18 protein-coding genes are annotated in these 15,140 nt (G+C 72.9%); 11 read left to right on the forward strand and 7 right to left on the reverse strand.

The genetic code is table 11. From position 1 onward, the window contains the following. Positions 1–35: 35 nt before the first annotated feature. Positions 36–1,553 (reverse strand): CYTH and CHAD domain-containing protein, encoded by a 1,518-nt coding sequence (locus tag AB0G28_RS40190; protein ID WP_361102234.1) that lies wholly within the window; start codon positions 1,551–1,553, stop codon positions 36–38. Positions 1,554–1,682: 129 nt separating this feature from the next. Between AB0G28_RS40190 and AB0G28_RS40195 the strand changes: the two genes are divergently transcribed. After that, positions 1,683–2,195: a hemerythrin domain-containing protein gene (locus tag AB0G28_RS40195; RefSeq protein ID WP_361102237.1), complete on the forward strand. Its 513-nt coding sequence runs from the start codon at positions 1,683–1,685 to the stop codon at positions 2,193–2,195. Between the two features lie 43 nt (positions 2,196–2,238). Then, positions 2,239–3,039: a GAF and ANTAR domain-containing protein gene (locus AB0G28_RS40200; protein ID WP_361102240.1), complete on the forward strand. Its 801-nt coding sequence runs from the start codon at positions 2,239–2,241 to the stop codon at positions 3,037–3,039. A 62-nt stretch (positions 3,040–3,101) separates the two neighbouring features. On the opposite strand, the gene AB0G28_RS40205 is transcribed toward AB0G28_RS40200, so the two are convergent. The 3 genes from AB0G28_RS40205 to AB0G28_RS40215 all read right to left on the reverse strand — a co-directional run bounded on the left by AB0G28_RS40205 (position 3,102) and on the right by AB0G28_RS40215 (position 5,024). Continuing rightward, entirely contained in the window at positions 3,102–3,569 is a 468-nt protein-coding gene (locus AB0G28_RS40205) for a hypothetical protein (protein WP_361102243.1), read from the reverse strand. Between the two features lie 69 nt (positions 3,570–3,638). Continuing rightward, complete coding sequence (locus tag AB0G28_RS40210; protein ID WP_361102246.1) at positions 3,639–4,478, reverse strand: aldo/keto reductase; 840 nt, start codon at positions 4,476–4,478, stop codon at positions 3,639–3,641. Positions 4,479–4,562: 84 nt separating this feature from the next. Then, on the reverse strand, positions 4,563–5,024 hold the full coding sequence (locus AB0G28_RS40215; RefSeq protein ID WP_361102249.1) for an SRPBCC family protein: 462 nt from the start codon (positions 5,022–5,024) through the stop codon (positions 4,563–4,565). A 118-nt stretch (positions 5,025–5,142) separates the two neighbouring features. On the opposite strand from AB0G28_RS40215, the gene AB0G28_RS40220 reads away from it, so the two are divergent. Genes AB0G28_RS40220 through AB0G28_RS40230 form a run of 3 tightly spaced genes read left to right on the forward strand, consistent with a single transcriptional unit; the run spans position 5,143 to position 6,121 of the window. Continuing rightward, positions 5,143–5,556 carry a phage holin family protein gene (locus AB0G28_RS40220; RefSeq protein ID WP_361102252.1) on the forward strand — a complete coding sequence of 138 codons (414 nt, stop codon included), beginning with the start codon at positions 5,143–5,145 and terminating at the stop codon, positions 5,554–5,556. Then, entirely contained in the window at positions 5,553–5,858 is a 306-nt protein-coding gene (locus AB0G28_RS40225) for a DUF3618 domain-containing protein (RefSeq protein WP_361102255.1), read from the forward strand. Before AB0G28_RS40220 ends, AB0G28_RS40225 begins: the two co-directional genes overlap by 4 nt. Next, on the forward strand, positions 5,855–6,121 hold the full coding sequence (locus AB0G28_RS40230) for a DUF4235 domain-containing protein (protein WP_361102258.1): 267 nt from the start codon (positions 5,855–5,857) through the stop codon (positions 6,119–6,121). The genes AB0G28_RS40225 and AB0G28_RS40230 overlap by 4 nt, the downstream gene beginning before the upstream one ends. A 58-nt stretch (positions 6,122–6,179) precedes the next feature. Here the strand turns inward: AB0G28_RS40230 and AB0G28_RS40235 are convergent, their stop codons facing one another. Next, complete coding sequence (locus AB0G28_RS40235) at positions 6,180–6,551, reverse strand: STAS domain-containing protein (RefSeq protein ID WP_361102261.1); 372 nt, start codon at positions 6,549–6,551, stop codon at positions 6,180–6,182. Between the two features lie 168 nt (positions 6,552–6,719). On the opposite strand from AB0G28_RS40235, the gene AB0G28_RS40240 reads away from it, so the two are divergent. Both AB0G28_RS40240 and AB0G28_RS40245 read left to right on the forward strand, forming a co-directional pair. Continuing rightward, entirely contained in the window at positions 6,720–8,009 is a 1,290-nt protein-coding gene (locus tag AB0G28_RS40240) for an NAD(P)/FAD-dependent oxidoreductase (protein WP_361102264.1), read from the forward strand. Between the two features lie 12 nt (positions 8,010–8,021). After that, entirely contained in the window at positions 8,022–8,576 is a 555-nt protein-coding gene (locus tag AB0G28_RS40245; protein ID WP_361102267.1) for a hypothetical protein, read from the forward strand. 4 nt (positions 8,577–8,580) lie between these two features. Here the strand turns inward: AB0G28_RS40245 and AB0G28_RS40250 are convergent, their stop codons facing one another. Next, complete coding sequence (locus AB0G28_RS40250; RefSeq protein ID WP_361102270.1) at positions 8,581–8,775, reverse strand: DUF2630 family protein; 195 nt, start codon at positions 8,773–8,775, stop codon at positions 8,581–8,583. Between the two features lie 154 nt (positions 8,776–8,929). On the opposite strand from AB0G28_RS40250, the gene AB0G28_RS40255 reads away from it, so the two are divergent. Beyond that, positions 8,930–9,925 (forward strand): serine hydrolase domain-containing protein, encoded by a 996-nt coding sequence (locus tag AB0G28_RS40255; RefSeq protein WP_361102273.1) that lies wholly within the window; start codon positions 8,930–8,932, stop codon positions 9,923–9,925. Positions 9,926–10,072: 147 nt separating this feature from the next. Here the strand turns inward: AB0G28_RS40255 and AB0G28_RS40260 are convergent, their stop codons facing one another. Next, on the reverse strand, positions 10,073–10,963 hold the full coding sequence (locus AB0G28_RS40260) for a LysR family transcriptional regulator (RefSeq protein ID WP_361102276.1): 891 nt from the start codon (positions 10,961–10,963) through the stop codon (positions 10,073–10,075). Positions 10,964–11,044: 81 nt separating this feature from the next. Here AB0G28_RS40260 and AB0G28_RS40265 point away from each other — a divergent pair, with 81 nt between their 5' ends. Genes AB0G28_RS40265 through AB0G28_RS40275 form a run of 3 tightly spaced genes read left to right on the forward strand, consistent with a single transcriptional unit; the run spans position 11,045 to position 15,096 of the window. After that, positions 11,045–12,352, forward strand: a complete 1,308-nt coding sequence (locus AB0G28_RS40265) for a diaminopimelate decarboxylase (protein ID WP_361102279.1) — start codon at positions 11,045–11,047, stop codon at positions 12,350–12,352. Between the two features lie 41 nt (positions 12,353–12,393). After that, complete coding sequence (locus tag AB0G28_RS40270; protein ID WP_361102282.1) at positions 12,394–13,887, forward strand: glycosyltransferase family 39 protein; 1,494 nt, start codon at positions 12,394–12,396, stop codon at positions 13,885–13,887. 24 nt (positions 13,888–13,911) lie between these two features. Next, complete coding sequence (locus AB0G28_RS40275; protein ID WP_361102285.1) at positions 13,912–15,096, forward strand: 4-hydroxybenzoate 3-monooxygenase; 1,185 nt, start codon at positions 13,912–13,914, stop codon at positions 15,094–15,096. Positions 15,097–15,140: the final 44 nt, after the last annotated feature.

Raw genomic sequence — 15,140 nt, forward strand, 5'->3', positions numbered from 1 at the left:
CAACCAACGCCACATTGGGGCGCTCGGGCCCGGGGTCAGCCGAGCCAGCCGGGGCGCGGTCCCTTGCGCAGCCGCCGCCACTCGACGGCGAACCGCTCCCGCAGCCGCTCCGCCCGGCCGGCGTCCTGGGCGTACAGCATCCCGAACGTGAACGTGTTCTGCCCCTCGCCGTGCCCGGCGACAGTCAGGTGGTGGAGGACTTCCCGGCCGACCACGGTGTCCTGGTGCTCGCCCAGGGTGACCTGGACGGCCTTCACGTTCTTGCGCCACTTGCGCACCTTCTTGCCGTACACCGGCTTCACCGTGTCGGCGGCGTAGCGGGCCTGCTTCGCCTTCTTGCGGACGTCGTGCAGTGCGTGCTCGAGTTCGCCGCCCTCGAGGCCCCGGGTCGCCGCTTGCGCACGGCTCAGTTTCCGGGCCGCCTTGCGCAGCGGCTTCCGCAGACCGGCCTTCGCGGGCTTGCGCGCCTCGGCGGTCAGCGGCGGCTCCTCCAGCAGGGCGTCCAGCGCCCGCAGCAGCTCCAAGTAGCGCTTGCCGGTCAGCGCCGCCATCGCCCGGGCGCGGGCTTCCTCGGCCTCACGGGCGAAGTGGCGGGTGAGGTACCGGCGCAGCGGCCCGAACACCAGCTCCGAGGGCACGCCGTCGAGCTGCTCGCGCAGCCGCTGCTCGCCGACCTCGGTGTCCCTGGCCGGCGACAGCTGCTGCCCGAGCCACTTCAGCTCGGCCACGACCGGCGCCGTCGCCCGCTCGTCGAAGAAGGACCCGAACGTGCGGAGCGTGCTGCGCAGCTTCCGGGTCGCGACGCGCATCTGGTGCACCGAGTCGTCGACGTCGAGCCGGACGCCGACGTCGGCGCGGCACAGCCGGCCGTAGTGCTCGCGCAGCGACGTCAGCACGACCTCGCCCGCCGTCGGCTTCTTGCGGCGGTGGGGTGGCGCCGGGACGCGGTCGCCGATCAGGCGCCGCAGCTTCGACGGCCACGGCGACGCCGACGCGCCGGCTTCGGCCAGCGCCCGGCCGAACTCCTCGAGCAGGCCGGGCTCGGTGCCGGGATCGAGCTCCAGCTCCAGCTCGCGCCACTCGTCGAGCCGCGCGGCCGGCCCGCCCGCCTCCCCGGTCACGTGGTCGTCGGTGAGGACCGCGATCGTCCGGCCGCCGGCGCCGGCCAGGCGGTGGACGAAGCGGTCGGTGCGCAGGTGCGCGATCGGCACGAGCTTCTCCCCCAGCGTGTACGCCCGCACCAGGCGCCGGAACCTGCCGGGCACCTTGTGGGGGTCGCCGCCCAAGGGGAGCTGGAGCTCCTGCCGCTCGTCCGCCGACACCGGCAGCTTGAGGTGCCAGCCGGCGTCGGAGCCGCCGACCCGCCGCCGCAGCGTGATGCCGGCCCGCGCCAGCCGGAACCCTTGAGTGTCGTAATAGGACGCGTCGAGGACCTGCTCGACCGGGTCGTCCTGGTTTTCGACGCCCGCGACGCCGATCAGCCTGGGCACGCCGCTGCCCGCGACGATCTCGTACTTGCGCTCGCGCTCGGTCACCGACGACGGCGCTGCCATGGTTCGTCCTCCTCGAGGGTTCGTTACCTACCCAAGGAATACCCGGCGACTCCCTGGCCGACACGGGATTCGGCGCCCGGCCAGCGGGTATCCGGGTCCGGAATCCCGACGTCCGGACCAGGAGAGTGCATGAACGGCGCGACCGACCTGACGACCGTCCTCGCCGGCGACCACCGCGAGCTCGACCGGCTCTGCACCGAGCTCGAACTCGGCCAGGGCAGCCCGGAGAACCGCAAGGACCTCGCCGACCACCTGATCGCCGAGCTGGTCCGGCACGCCGTCGCCGAAGAGCCCTACCTCGACGGCGAGGGCGAGCTCGCCGAGGCGGACCGCCTGATGCGGCAGCTGGAGGGCGCGGGACCGCAGGAGACCCGGTTCGAGCGCCTGCTGGGCGGGCTGATCCGCGCGATCCGGCGGCACGTCCGCGACGAGGGCCCCGCGGCCGTGGCCGAGATCCGGCGCAGATGTTCCCCGCGGCGGCGAGCCGAACTGGGCAAGGAAGTGCTCGAGATCCGGGACGCCGCGGCGACGGTGCCGCACCCGGATCTCGCCGACCGGGTGCGGCAGGCCGACCAGCTGTGGCCCGGGCCCGGGTTCGTCGACCGGGCCCGGGCGGCGCTGCGAGGGCCGGCATCGGGTTGAATGGGTGCTCCGCCACCCCGATCCCGGAGACAGCGAGGAACCCTTGAGCGTCGGCGAAGAAGAGTGGGCCCGGGACCGGGCCTGGTTCTCCCACGACGGTGCGCAGGCGCCGGGTCCGCTGGCGCGGCAGTTCGCCGAGCTGACGCGGACGCTGCTCGACGCGACGCCGACCGTCGGCGGGGTGCTCAAGCTCGTCGTCGGCGCCGCGAGCGCGCTCATCCCGGACGCGGACCTGGTCAGCGTCACCCTCCGCGCCGCCGACGGCACGTTCCACACCCCCGTCGGGACGCATCCGCTCGCCGAGCTGCTCGACCAGGTGCAGTACGACCACGGCGAAGGGCCGTGCGTGGAGTCGGCCCGGCCGGACGGCCCGGCCATCGGCTGGTCCCAGGACCTCGGGCGCGACCCGCGCTGGCCGGCGTTCGGCCCGGCCGCGGCCCGGCACGGCTACCACTCGGTGCTGGCCACCGCCCTGCTCCCGGACGCCCGGCCACCCCGGCTTTCGGGTGCGCTGAACGTCTATTCGCGCACACCGGGCGCGTTCGGCGGGCCCGCGATCGACATCGCGCTGCTGCTGGCCACGCACGCGTCCCTGGCGCTGGCCCACACCGAAGCCGTGGCCACGGCCGAGCTGGAGGCGGCGAACCTGCGCCGGGCGGTCGACAGCCGCGACGTCATCGGCCAGGCGAAGGGCATCCTGATGCAGCGCCGCGGCATCACGGCCGACGAGGCCTTCGACGTGCTGCGCCGCGCCTCGCAGGACCTCAACGTCAAGCTCGCCGACCTCGCGAGGACGCTCGCCACGCGGCACACCGAGATCGACCTGCCCGCCGCCGAGGCCTGACCCGCGCACACACCGAGGGGGCACTTTCACGGGAAAGTGCCCCCTCGGTCGCAGTGCCGGTCCTACGGCGCGGAGTACGGGGATCGGTTCTCGAGCGACGGGCTGGCCGCCGGGTAGCGGCCGTCCTGGCCCGGCACCGGGGTGACCGTCGGGCCCTGCTGCTCCGGCTCGACCCGCGGCCGGGGACCGCGCTGGACGACCGCCTCGACCTCCTGCTCGCCGCGGATGCGGGCCAGCACGCCGAGGGTGATCGCGTGGGCCAGCGCGAGGATCAGCAGCAGCACGCCGATCCGCCCGACCACGCCGGGCAGGTCGCTGCCGCCCATGTCGATGGTCGAGATCAGCGCCAGCACGCCCAGCGTCGCGAGGTGGAACAGCACGGTGACCAGGCGCGTCATCGAAGCGCCCGCCGCCGGGTCGCCGTAGGAGTTCTCCAGGTACCGGCGGCCGCTGCGGTAGATGATCTGCCCGTCGATCAGGACCAGCGCGACGCCGATCGCGAGGAACGACAGATACGCGTTCGTGGTCATGCCGGACGCTCCTTCCTGGGGGACCTTGCCGGAGGAATACCCGGCAGGTCGCGGAGGGAAACGCCCCGGTCACCCGGTGAAAGTGGCCGGGTCCGGCCCGGTGCGGCGGCCTTCGTCGAGCTTGGCGATCTCCGCCATGTCCGCGTCGTCCAGCGCGAAGCCGAAGACGTCGATGTTCTGCCGGATCCGCTCGGGCGAGGCGGACTTCGGGAACACGATGTTCCCCAGCTGGACGTGCCAGCGCAGCACGACCTGCGCGGGCGTCCGCCCGTGCTTCCGCGCCAGGCCGGTGAGCACGGGGTCCTCGAGGACGTCGGCGCGCGCGAGCGGGCTCCACGCCTCGGTCGCGATGCCGTGCGCCCGGTGGTACTCCCGCAGTTCGGGCTGCTGCAGCGCCGGGTGCAGCTCGATCTGGTTGACGGCGGGGACCAGGGCGGTCTCCTCGGCGAGCCGGTCGAGGTGGGCGGGCAGGAAGTTCGAGACGCCGATCGCGCGCGCCTTGCCCGCCCGCAGGATGTCCTCGAAACCGCGCCAGGTGCGGACGTAGTTTTCCTTGTGCGGCAACGGCCAGTGGATGAGGTAGAGGTCGACGTAGTCGAACCCGAACCGGCGCAGGCTGCCCTCCAGCGCGGTGATCGCGTTGTCGTGGCCGTGCGCGTCGTTCGCCAGTTTCGTCGTGACGAACACGTCTTCGCGCGCGAGGCCGGACTCCGCGATCCCCGCGCCCACCCCGGCCTCGTTGCGGTACATCTGCGCGGTGTCGATGTGGCGGTAGCCCGCGTCCAGCGCCGTCCGCACGGCCTGGGCGGTCTCGTCCGGCGGGATCTGGTAGACGCCGAGCCCGAACTGGGGGATCCGCACGCCGTTGTTCAGTTCCACGGCGGGAACTTCGGCAGTCGTGGTCGTCATGGGTGCCGCCTACCCGAGGCTCCCGGACGCGAAACACGGCGGGGCGAGATGCACTCGCCCCGCCGTGTGTTCCGCCCGGACGGATTACGAACCGGGGCGATCCACGTCACCGCGCCAGGCGCCGGTCTCCCGGCCGCGCTGCTCGATGAACTCCTTGAACCGCTTGAGATCGCCCTTGACCCGGCGGTCGAGCACGCCGAGCTTGTCGGCGACGTTCTCGGCGAACCCCTCCGGGTCGATGTCCATCTGCGCGGTCACCCGGGTGTGCGCGTCGTCGAGCCGGTGGAACGTGATGACGCCGGCGTGGTCCGGCCCGGAGTCGGACGTCCAGGCGACCCGCTCGTCGGGGTGCTGTTCGGTGATCGTCGCGTCGAATTCGCGCGTCACGCCACCGAACCGCGTCACCCAGTGGGTGTGGGTGGCGTCCACCTGGCGGATCTCTTCGACGCCCTCCATGAACTTCGGGAACTCCTCGAACTGCGTCCACTGGTTGTACGCGGTGGAAACGGGGACTTCCACGTCCACGACTTCGGTGATCGTGCTCATGCACTCCTCCTGATCGGTGGTCGAAAACCCCGGCTACCCCACGCTGCCGGGGTCAAACGCGCCGTGGTTGACCCGCGCCGGGCCCGGGTATCCGGCGGCCAGGCCAAGGAGGTGTTCCGTGATCGAAGAGGTGAACAAGAAACCGGCGGCCGAGCGTTCGGTCGGCGAGCTGGTGGCGGACCTGACCGACGAGGTCAAGCGGCTGGTCCGCGACGAGATCCGGCTGGCGGTCTTCGAACTGCAGCGCAAGGGCAGGAAGATGGGCTTCGGCGCCGGGCTGTTCGGCGCGGCGGGCCTGTTCGCCTTCCTCGGCGCCGGCACGCTGGTGGCGGCCGCGGTGCTGGCGCTGGCGCTCGTCGTGCCGGGCTGGCTGGCAGCGGTGATCGTCGCGGCGGCGCTGTTCGTGGTGGCCGGGATCGCCGCGCTCGCCGGCAAGAAGGAGGTCACGCAGGCGGTTCCGCCGGTGCCCGAAGAAGCGATCAGCGGCGTCCGCGAAGACGTGGACACCGTGAAGCAGGGAGTGCGGACATGAGCGGGGACTTCCCGAAGAACGCCGAGGAGGCGCGGCTCGACCGGGACACCACCCGGGAAGAGCTCACCGAAACCCTGGAGGCGCTCGGGCAGAAGCTCGACGTGAAGGCCAGGGTCTCCGAAAGCGTCGACGAAAAGCTCGACCAGGCGACCGCGAAGGTCGCCGACGTGACCAACGAACCGACCGCGGTCAAGTTCCGCCAGGGCGCCGACGCCGTCCGCGCCAACCCGCTGCCGGTCTTCGCCGGCGTGCTGGGCCTGGTGATCGTGATCCGCCTGATCCTGCGCCGGAGGAACTCGTGAACAAGGTGCTCTACAAACCGCTGAGCTGGGTGGTGGGCGCGCTGGGCGGCATCCTCGCCGGCCAGGCGTTCAAGCAGGTCTGGAAGCGCGTGGCCGGTGAGGAGGACGCCCCGGAGGCCACCGACCGCGACTACAGCTGGCGGCAGGTGATCGTCGCGGCGGCGGTGCAGGGCGCGATCTTCGGTGCCGTCAAGGCCGCCACCGAACGGGCCGGCGCGGTCGGTTACCGCAAGGCCACCGGCGACTGGCCGGGCGACGAGTGAGGGTTCCGGGGGCTCCGGACGGCGGAGCCCCCGGAGCTTGTCCCTCCACAAAGGACAGTCAGACCTCCCGGCCCGCCTCCGGGGCCAGGCCGGCGAGCGCGGCCTCGACGCGCGGGTGGATCTTCAGCACCAGGTCCGCGCCGGTGGCCTCGAGCGAGCGCGCCACCGCGTGGCCGCCGAGGACGACCGCGAGCTCGGTGCGGGCGTTCGCCTGCAGCAGCGACCGGACCCCGGCGCAGCTGAGGAAGGCCACCCGGGAAAGGTCGACGACCAGCCGTCCGCCGCCGGTGGCGAGGGCTTCGTCGAGGGTCCCGACCGTGGCGGCGTCGATATCGCCCACGAAGGTGAGGACCCGAATCCCGCCGGGTCGCTCTATCGTGGTGACGGTCAGGCCGGACGGTTCTTCGATCGTGCGGAAACAGTCGTACATGGCGCTCCCTTTTCGCAGCGTACAGGGGCGCTGACCGGAGCACGTGTCTGAACAACAGCCAACACCACCGACCGTACGCCACTGGGGCGAGAGGTCAACCCCGCGGGTTTCCCGGCTCCGACCTCGGGTAATCCGTTCGGGAGGACCGATCCGACCGGAAGGAGATCCATGCGTGTCGTGATCGTCGGCGGCGGCTTCGCCGGTTACCACGCGGCGAAGAGCCTGCGTAAAGAGGCAGGCGACGACGTCGAAATCGTCATCCTCAACCCGACGGATTACTTTCTCTACCTGCCGTTGCTGCCCGAAGTGGCGGCCGGGATCCTCGACCCGCGCCGGGTCACGGTGTCGATCCCCGAGACGCTGCCCGGGGTCCGGCTCGTGCTCGGCGTCGCGACCGGCGTCGACTTCGAAGCGCGCCAGGTGGCGTTCACCGATCCGGAGGACCGCGAGCACCGGATCCGGTACGACCGGCTGGTGCTGGCCGCGGGCAGCGTCAACAAGCTGTTGCCGATCCCGGGGGTCGCGGAGTCCGCGCACGGTTTCCGCGGCGTGCCGGAAGCGCTGTACCTGCGCGACCACATCACGCGGCAGATCGAACTGGCCGCCGCGGCCGAAGACCCCGCCGAGCGCGACGCCCGCTGCACGTTCGTGGTCGTCGGCGCCGGCTACACCGGCACCGAAGTGGCCGCGCAGGGCCCGGCGTTCACCGAAGCGCTGGCCGCGCGCCACCCCGAGCTGGCCGGGCAGAAGATCCGCTGGCTGCTGCTCGACGTCGCCGAGCGGGTGCTGCCCGAGCTCGGCAAGCGGCTCGGCCGGACCGCCGACGAGGTGCTGCGCTCCCGCGGCGTCGAAGTGCTGATGAAGACTTCGGTGGACCAGGCCGACGAAAAGGGCGTCACGCTGACCAACGGGGACTCCGTGCCGACGCGCACCCTCGTGTGGTGCGTGGGCGTGCGGCCGGACCCGCTCGTGGCCGAGCTAGGGCTCGAAACCGCGAAGGGCAGGCTGGTCGTCACCGAGCAGCTGACCGTGCCGGGTCACGACGACGTGTTCGCCTGCGGCGACGCGGCCGCGGTACCCGACCTCACCCGTCCGGGCCAGTACACCGCGATGACCGCGCAGCACGCGCAGCGGCAGGGGAAGCTCGCCGGGCGCAACGTCGCCGCGTCGCTCGGGTACGGCCGCCAGGGCACCTACCGGCACCACGACCTCGGCTTCGTCGTCGACCTCGGCGCCGGTGCCGCCGCGGCGAATCCCTTGCACGTACCGCTTTCCGGGCGCCCGGCGAAGGCCGTGACGCGGGGCTACCACCTCATGGCGATGCCGGGCAACCGGCTGCGCACGGCCGCGGACTGGGCCCTGGAGGCGCTGACCGGCCGCCAGACCGTCCAATTGGGACTCGTCCGCTCCGGCGCCGTGCCGCTCGACACGGACACCCCGGAACTCCCCCGACGCTGAAAGGCCGGCCCGATGACCACCGAACCCGAACCCGTCCGCTCCGAAGGCCCGTCCGTCGTGACCGCCGGCGACCCGGCGGGCCCCAAGGTGATCGTCCTCGACCCGGCGGGCGCCGGAAAGCACGGCGAGCTGCCCGCGACCTGGCGGCCCCTGGCGGAGCGCCGAGGCGTCTTCTGGTGCCGGGTCCCCGCCGGCGGCGCCCTGACCGGGGCCGACGACCTCCTCGGCGACGCCGGCCCCGGCGATCCCGAGATCACCGTCGTGGCGAGCGGCCCCTTCGCGGCGGAAGCCCTCCAGCTCGTCGAACGCCACCCGGGCGCGGCGGCCCGGCTGCTGCTGGTCGACCCGGCTTCGGACGCGTTCCTCGCCTCCGGCGACGCTTCGGAGGCCAACGAGGCCTGGCTGACCGAGCACGACGACGTCGTCGCGAAGCTGCGGGACGCGGGCACGGACGTGCGGTTGATCGCGTCCAGCACCGAGCGGCCGGAGGACCGCGTGCCACCGCCGTTGCCGCTCGGCCACCCCGACGTCGTCGCCGCGGTGCGGTCGGCCATCGGCGCGGGTTAGGGGCTCACTCGTCGTCGAAGACGGCGAGCGCCTGGCGGCGGTGCAGCAGCTCGACCGCCGCGTCCAGCCGGCGTTCAAGGTCCTTCAGCCGGAGGCGCTCTTCGCGGGTCAGGCCGCCGTGGTGGAGGGCACCGGCACGCAGCCGGTGCTCTTCGTCGATCAGTTCGGCGATGCGGTCGGTGATTTCGTGTGCTGCCATCACAAAGCCCTCCGTCCGCCCGCGAGCATACTGTATCGACCGTACCAATCCGGCCGCAGTCACGGCCGATGACTTCGCGGCAACGGTCACCTGCAGCACGGGGGCCGGCCTGCTTTTGGCCGGATTGGTACGCCGTGGCGGTAGCCTCGCGCGGGTGATCGAGGTCGACGGACTGGTGCGCGCCCGCGGGGCCCGGGCGAGCCTGTGCGTGCTGCGCGACGGCCGCGTGCTGATCGACCACAGCTGCGGCGGCCCGCCGGACGGGCTGTTCTGGATCTTCTCGGCGAGCAAGCCGTTCGCCGCGCTGCTGGTGCACCGGCTCGCGGTGGCCGGGCTCCTCGAGCTGGACGCGCCGGTGGCCCGGTACTGGCCGGAGTTCGCGGGCGGCGGCAAGGACGCCGTCACGATCCGGCACGTGCTGGCGCACCGCTCCGGCTTCGCCACGGCGCGTGGCTTCGCTCTAGACGCGCTCGCCATGAGCGACTGGCCGCGCGCGGTCCGGGCGATCGAGCGGGCCACGCTGCGGTGGCGCCCCGGCGAGGTCGCCGCGTACCAGCCGATCGTGTACGGCCACATCCTGGGGGAACTGGTCCGCCGGGTGACCGGCGCCCCGGTCGCCGCCGTGCTGCGCTCGGAGGTGCTCGGCCCGCTGGAGCTGTCCGACACCCACCTGGGGCTGCCGGACCGCTTGTGGGGACGGCACGTGCCGATCCACGGCCACGGTTTCGGCGGCCCGCTGACCGCCCGGATGGTGAACCGCCGGTCGGTCCGCCGCGCGGTGATCCCGGCCGCGGGCATCTCGACGACGGCTCGCGACCTCGCCCGCTTCTACCAGGCGCTGCTGGACGGCTTCTCCGGCGAAGCGGTCACGGAGGCCCGCCGCCCCTCGGGCGACGCGGTGCTCGACCGCACGATCGGCACGCGGATCCGCTGGGCCCACGGCTTCCAGCTCGGCGGGGTCGGCCGTCCGATGGGATCGCTCAGCGGACGCGAGACGTTCGGCCACAACGGCAGCAACTGCTGCATCGCCTGGGCGGACCCGCACCGGCGGCTGGCGTTCGCGTACCTGACCGACCGCATCGTGGCCGGCCACAGCGCGGCGGCCCACCTGGGCGAGGTGGCGGACGCGGTCCTGAAGTCCTGCGACTGACCGGAACCAGCGTGCTCTGAGGGCCGACACCCGTGATTGCCGGGTCGACACGCGTGATTGAAGGGTCGACACGGCGACACAAGGCTCATCCCGCGTGTCGTCCCTCCAATCACGCGTGCTGACCCTTCAATCACGCGTGCTGACCCTTCAATCACGGCCGGTGCCGTCGCGGGCCAGGTTCACGAAGGTTCGGACCACCGGGGGTTGCGGGCCGGCTCGCCAGGCCAGTCCGAGGTCGATCCGCGGTGCCGGTTCCTCCAGCCTTCGCAGCACCACGCCGCGGCGGCGCAACGCGCGCGCCCGGTGTTCCGGCACCGCGGCGATGCCCGCGCCTTCGGCGACCGCGCGCATCAGCTGCTCGTCCTCGGGTTCCTCGCGGACGATCGGGGGCAGCCCGCCCGGCCAGACCTGGCCGCTGATCGCGTCGTACTGGCCGGGGCCGTTCTCCCGGGGCCAGAACACCACCGGCTCGGCGGCGATCCAGGCCCGCCGGACGCGGCCGCGGCGGCGGGCCAGCGGGTGCTCCCGCGGCACCGCGAGCAGGACTTCCTCCGAACCGACGACGGCGACCTCGACGCCCGCGGCGCCGACCGGCGGCCGCACGAAGCCGACGTCGATCTCGCCGGCCGCCAGCCGGGCCAGGTTCAGGCTGGTCCAGCCCGTTTCCAGGGCGAGTTCGACGTCCGGGTGCCGTTCGCGGTACGCCGCGACCAGGTCGCCCGCCAGCGGGCCCGGCGCCGACCGCGTGTAGGCGATCCGGAGCCGGCCGGCGTCGCCCCGGCCGGCCGCCGCGATCACGCCCTTCGCCCGGTCCAGGCGGTCGAGCAGCTCGCGGGCCTCCGTGGCGGCGACGCGCCCGGCCTCGGTCAAGGCGAAGCGCGGGCCGGACCGGTCCAGCAGCGTGACCCCGAGTTCGGCTTCGAACGCGCGGATCTGCTGGCTCAGCGACGGCTGTGACACGAACAGGCGCGCGGCCGCCTTCGTGAAGTGCATCTCTTCGGCGAGCACGGCGAAGTAGTGCCATCGGCGCAGGTTCACCCAGCCACTATAGGCCCAGCCTATGCTCCCATCGGGACGAAGTCTTGGACTCCCCGCGCCGCCCGCTGCTGTCCTGGGGACGTGAACCGCACCGAACGGAAACTCCGTGCCGTCTCCGCCGCGGCGGAGCGGAACCTCGTCGACCCGATGGCCGGGTTCGTCGACCTCGCCGGCGTCCGCGAGGCCGTCGAGGACCTGACCAAGGCGTTCGCGCCGCTCGGCCGCGTCCAGCACACGGTCGCCGTCAAGGCGTGCGGGCTCGCCCCGCTGCTGCGGTTCCTCGGCGACCTCGGGGTCGACGCCGAGGTCGCGAGCCCCGGCGAGACGGCGGTCGCGGAGGCCGCCGGGCTTCGCGGCGCGCGGCTGGTGCTCGACTCCCCCGCCAAGACGGCGGCCGAACTCGCGCACGCACTCGCCGAAGGCACCGCGGTCAACGCCGACAACTTCCAGGAGCTCGCCCGGCTCGACCGGCTGGTCGGCGCGACCCCACCGCGGTCGGTGCTGGGCGTGCGGATCAACCCGCAGGTCGGCGCCGGCCGGATCGGCGACACCAGCACGGCCACCGCCGCGTCGAAGTTCGGCATTGCCTTGCGGGACAACGGAAACCGGGCCCTGCTGCGGGAGGCCTTCGCGCGACGGCCGTGGCTGACGCGGCTGCACGTCCACGTCGGCTCGCAGGGCTGCCCGCCGGAGCTCATGGCCGACGGCGTCGCCGCGGTGCACGAGCTCGCCGAGGAGATCAACGCCGAAGCGGGGTACCGGCAGGTCACCAGCCTCGACCTCGGGGGCGGGCTGCCGGTGGACTTCGCCTCCGAAGACCCGGGCCCGACCTTCGCCGGTTACGTCGCGACGCTGCTCGCCCGCGTTCCCGCTCTCGCCGACGGCCGCTACGACTTCGTCACCGAGTTCGGCCGGTCCCTGCTGGCGAAGAACGGCTTCCTGGCCAGCACGGTGGAGTACACGAAGGTCGCGGGCGGCAGGCCCATCGCCGTGACGCACGCGGGAGCCCAGGTGGCGGCCCGCACGGTGCTGCAGCCGGAGCACTGGCCGCTGCGGCTCGGCGCGTTCGACGCCTCGGGTACCCCGAAACCCGGCCCCGCGGTGCCGCAGGACATCGCCGGCCCGCTGTGCTTCGCCGGCGACCTCCTCGCCCGCGAACGTCCCCTGCCGCTGCTGGACCCGGGCGACCTCGTCGTCGCCCACGACACCGGCGCGTACTACTTCGGCGCGCACTACGCGTACAACACGCTCCCGCGTCCGGCCGTGCACGGGTTCACCGTGTCCCCGAGCGGTCACGTGGAGTTCACGCCGATCCGCCGTGCGCAGTCCCTCGCCGAGCTGGTCGCCGACGCCGGCGGCGAATTCCTCGGAACGCTCCCGGAAGCTTGATCGACCGCGTACGATCCCGGGCACGCCGAGGGGAGACTGCCATGGGGGCCGGTCGAGACCTGCCGCGGTTCGCCGCGCTGCCAACGGGGATTGTCGTCGCCGTCCAGGCCGTCGTGCTGACGGCGCTGTCCGGACGTTACGGCTTCCACCGCGACGAGCTGTACTTCGTCGCCGCGGGCCGCCGTCCGGACTGGGGTTACGTCGACAACCCGCCGATCACGCCGTGGCTCGCCCGCGCGTCGACTGCGCTGTTCGGCGAGACGCCCATGGGCCTGCGGGTGGTCGCGACTTTGCTGGGCATGGCGACGGTCGTGGTCGTCACGCTCATCGCCCGCGAGTTCGGCGGCGGCCGCGGTGTCCAGCTGTTCACCGCGCTCGCGACGGCGTTGTCGTCCTACGTGCTGGTCGTGTCGCACATGCTGGCCACGAACTCCGCGGACGTGCTGCTGTGGTCGCTGATCGCGCTCTTCGGCCTGCGGTTGCTGCGCACCGGCGACGGCCGGTGGTGGCTCGCCGTCGGCGCCACCGCCGGGCTCGGCCTGGCGAACAAGTGGCTGGTCCTGCTCCTGCTGTCCGGGCTCGGCGTCGGCGTGGCCGTCGCCGGGCCGCGCCGGGTGCTCCGGACCTGGTGGCTCGCGGCCGGGATCGGGGTCGCCGTCGTGCTCGCGGCGCCGGTGGTGCTCTTGCAGGCGTCGCACGGCTGGCCGATGCTCACCGTCGCCGGCGGGATCAGCGAGGACGACGGCGCCGGAAACCGCCTCCTGTTCGTGCCGATGCAGCTGGTCCTCCTCTCGCCGGTCCTGGTGCCGGTGTGGATCGCCGGGCTCGTGCGGCCGTGGCGTGACCCCGGCCTGCACTGGACCCGTGCCCTGGCGATCGCCTACCCGGTGGTCTGCCTTGAACTCCTCATCGTCGGCGGGAAGCCGTACTACTCGGTGCCGCTGCTGCTTCCGCTGGTGGCGCTGGGCGCCGAGCCGGTGCTGCACTGGCTCGGGCGCGGCGGGACGATACGCCGCACGCTGACCGGCACGGCCGCCGCGGTGTGCGTGGCCGTGTCCGTCCTCATCGGACTCCCGGTCGTGCCGGCACCGGCGCTGAACGGCGCTTTGCTGGCCCTGAACAAGGAGCCGGGCGAGCAGGTCGGCTGGCCGGACTTCGCCGACAGCGTCGCGGGCGCGTGGCAGCGGATTCCGGACACCGAGCGCGACACCGCGGTGATTCTCACCGGGAACTACGGCGAGGCCGGGGCGATCGAACGCTACGGGCCCGAACGCGGGCTGCCCCAGCCGTACTCGCCGCACATGTCGTACGCCGACTGGGGACCGCCGCCGGACCGGCTGGTCGGGCCGGTGCTGCTCGTCGGGCGGATCCAGCCGGGCTCACCCGCGTCCGGGCTGATCACCGGGTGCCGCGTGGTCGCCAAGCACCGCAACGCCGACGGCGTCGACAACGACGAGCAGGGCGTCGTGCTCTCGCTCTGTTCGCTGACCCGGCCGTGGTCACAAGCGTGGCCTCAGTTGCGGCACTACTACTGAACGGTTCGCGCTACCCTCGGGCGCATGGTGTCGAGGCGCACGGCGGTGGCCGTGCTGGGGGCGGGCCCGGCGGGACTCACGGTGGCGAACCTCCTGCGGCGCGCGGGAATCGGCTGCGTGCTGCTGGAGCGCGAAAGCCGGGCGTTCATCGAACAGCGGCCGCGGGCCGGGTTCATCGAGGAGTGGGCGGTCCGCGGGCTCGAACGGCGCGGCCTCGGCGAGCAGCTCGTCGCGAAGGCGCCCCGGCACGAGAAGTTCGAGTTCCGGTTCGCCGGCCGGCGGCACGTCTTCCGCTACGGCGACGTCACCGGGCAGCGGCATTTCGTGTACCCGCAACAGCTTCTGGTGACCGACCTCGTCGCGCAGTACACCGGCGCGGGCGGCGAGGCGGTCTTCGAGGTTTCGAACGTCGAGCTGCACGACCTGACGTCGGACTCCCCCGCCGTCACGTTCCGGACCGGCGACGGCGAGCACCGGATCGACTGCGACTTCGTCGCCGGTTGCGACGGCGCCCGGGGCATCTCCCAGCGCTACTTCCCGGCGGAATCCACCGTCCGCGCCCACCACGACTACGGAATCGGCTGGCTCGCCCTGCTCGCGGAGGCGCCGCCGTCCGCCGACGGCGTGCTGTTCGGCATCCACCCGCGCGGGTTCGCCGCGCACATGGCGCGCACGCCGGCCGTGACGCGGTTCTACCTGCAGACCGCGCCGGGCGAGACCGAGGCGGACTGGCCGGACGAGCGGGTGTGGCGGGAGCTGCATGCGCGCCTCACTGTCCCCGACGGCGAGATCATCGAGGGCAAGCTGTTCGAAAAGCGGATCCTCGACATGCACAACTACGTCGTGGAGCCGATGTCGCACGGCCGGCTGCACCTGGCCGGCGAGTCGGCGCACCTGGTCGCGCCGATCGCGGCGAAGGGCATGAACCTCGCCCTGCACGACGCGTTCGTGCTGACCGACGCGCTGGCGGCGTACTACGCGGGCGACCCGGCGCCACTGGCCGGCTACTCCGCCGCGTGCCTGCCGCTGGTCTGGCAGTACCAGGAGTTTTCGCTGTGGCTGTCGGACATCTTCCACCACACGGCCGCCGGGGCGGAGAACCCGTTCCTCGCCCGGATCGCGGAGGCCCGGATGCGCCGCCTGCTGGGCTCGCCCGCCGCGGCGGCCGCGTTCGCGGAGCTGTACATCGGCAAGAACGCGGACTTTTGAGGCGCGGCTGACGCTGTCAAGAAGAACAAGACTGCACTTTCCGC

It is taken from the genome of Amycolatopsis sp. NPDC021455 (assembly GCF_040640995.1).
GTDB lineage: Bacteria > Actinomycetota > Actinomycetes > Mycobacteriales > Pseudonocardiaceae > Amycolatopsis.

What these genes read in the sequence shown, in the direction of transcription:
- AB0G28_RS40190 (WP_361102234.1), bottom strand. Translation starts at nt 1,553, where the DNA reads ATGGCAGCGCCGTCGTCGGTGACCGAGCGCGAGCGCAAGTACGAGATC.
- AB0G28_RS40195 (WP_361102237.1), top strand. Translation starts at nt 1,683, where the DNA reads ATGAACGGCGCGACCGACCTGACGACCGTCCTCGCCGGCGACCACCGC.
- AB0G28_RS40205 (WP_361102243.1), bottom strand. Translation starts at nt 3,569, where the DNA reads ATGACCACGAACGCGTATCTGTCGTTCCTCGCGATCGGCGTCGCGCTG.
- AB0G28_RS40210 (WP_361102246.1), bottom strand. Translation starts at nt 4,478, where the DNA reads ATGACGACCACGACTGCCGAAGTTCCCGCCGTGGAACTGAACAACGGC.
- AB0G28_RS40215 (WP_361102249.1), bottom strand. Translation starts at nt 5,024, where the DNA reads ATGAGCACGATCACCGAAGTCGTGGACGTGGAAGTCCCCGTTTCCACC.
- AB0G28_RS40225 (WP_361102255.1), top strand. Translation starts at nt 5,553, where the DNA reads ATGAGCGGGGACTTCCCGAAGAACGCCGAGGAGGCGCGGCTCGACCGG.
- AB0G28_RS40235 (WP_361102261.1), bottom strand. Translation starts at nt 6,551, where the DNA reads ATGTACGACTGTTTCCGCACGATCGAAGAACCGTCCGGCCTGACCGTC.
- AB0G28_RS40240 (WP_361102264.1), top strand. Translation starts at nt 6,720, where the DNA reads ATGCGTGTCGTGATCGTCGGCGGCGGCTTCGCCGGTTACCACGCGGCG.
- AB0G28_RS40245 (WP_361102267.1), top strand. Translation starts at nt 8,022, where the DNA reads ATGACCACCGAACCCGAACCCGTCCGCTCCGAAGGCCCGTCCGTCGTG.
- AB0G28_RS40250 (WP_361102270.1), bottom strand. Translation starts at nt 8,775, where the DNA reads ATGGCAGCACACGAAATCACCGACCGCATCGCCGAACTGATCGACGAA.
- AB0G28_RS40270 (WP_361102282.1), top strand. Translation starts at nt 12,394, where the DNA reads ATGGGGGCCGGTCGAGACCTGCCGCGGTTCGCCGCGCTGCCAACGGGG.
- AB0G28_RS40275 (WP_361102285.1), top strand. Translation starts at nt 13,912, where the DNA reads ATGGTGTCGAGGCGCACGGCGGTGGCCGTGCTGGGGGCGGGCCCGGCG.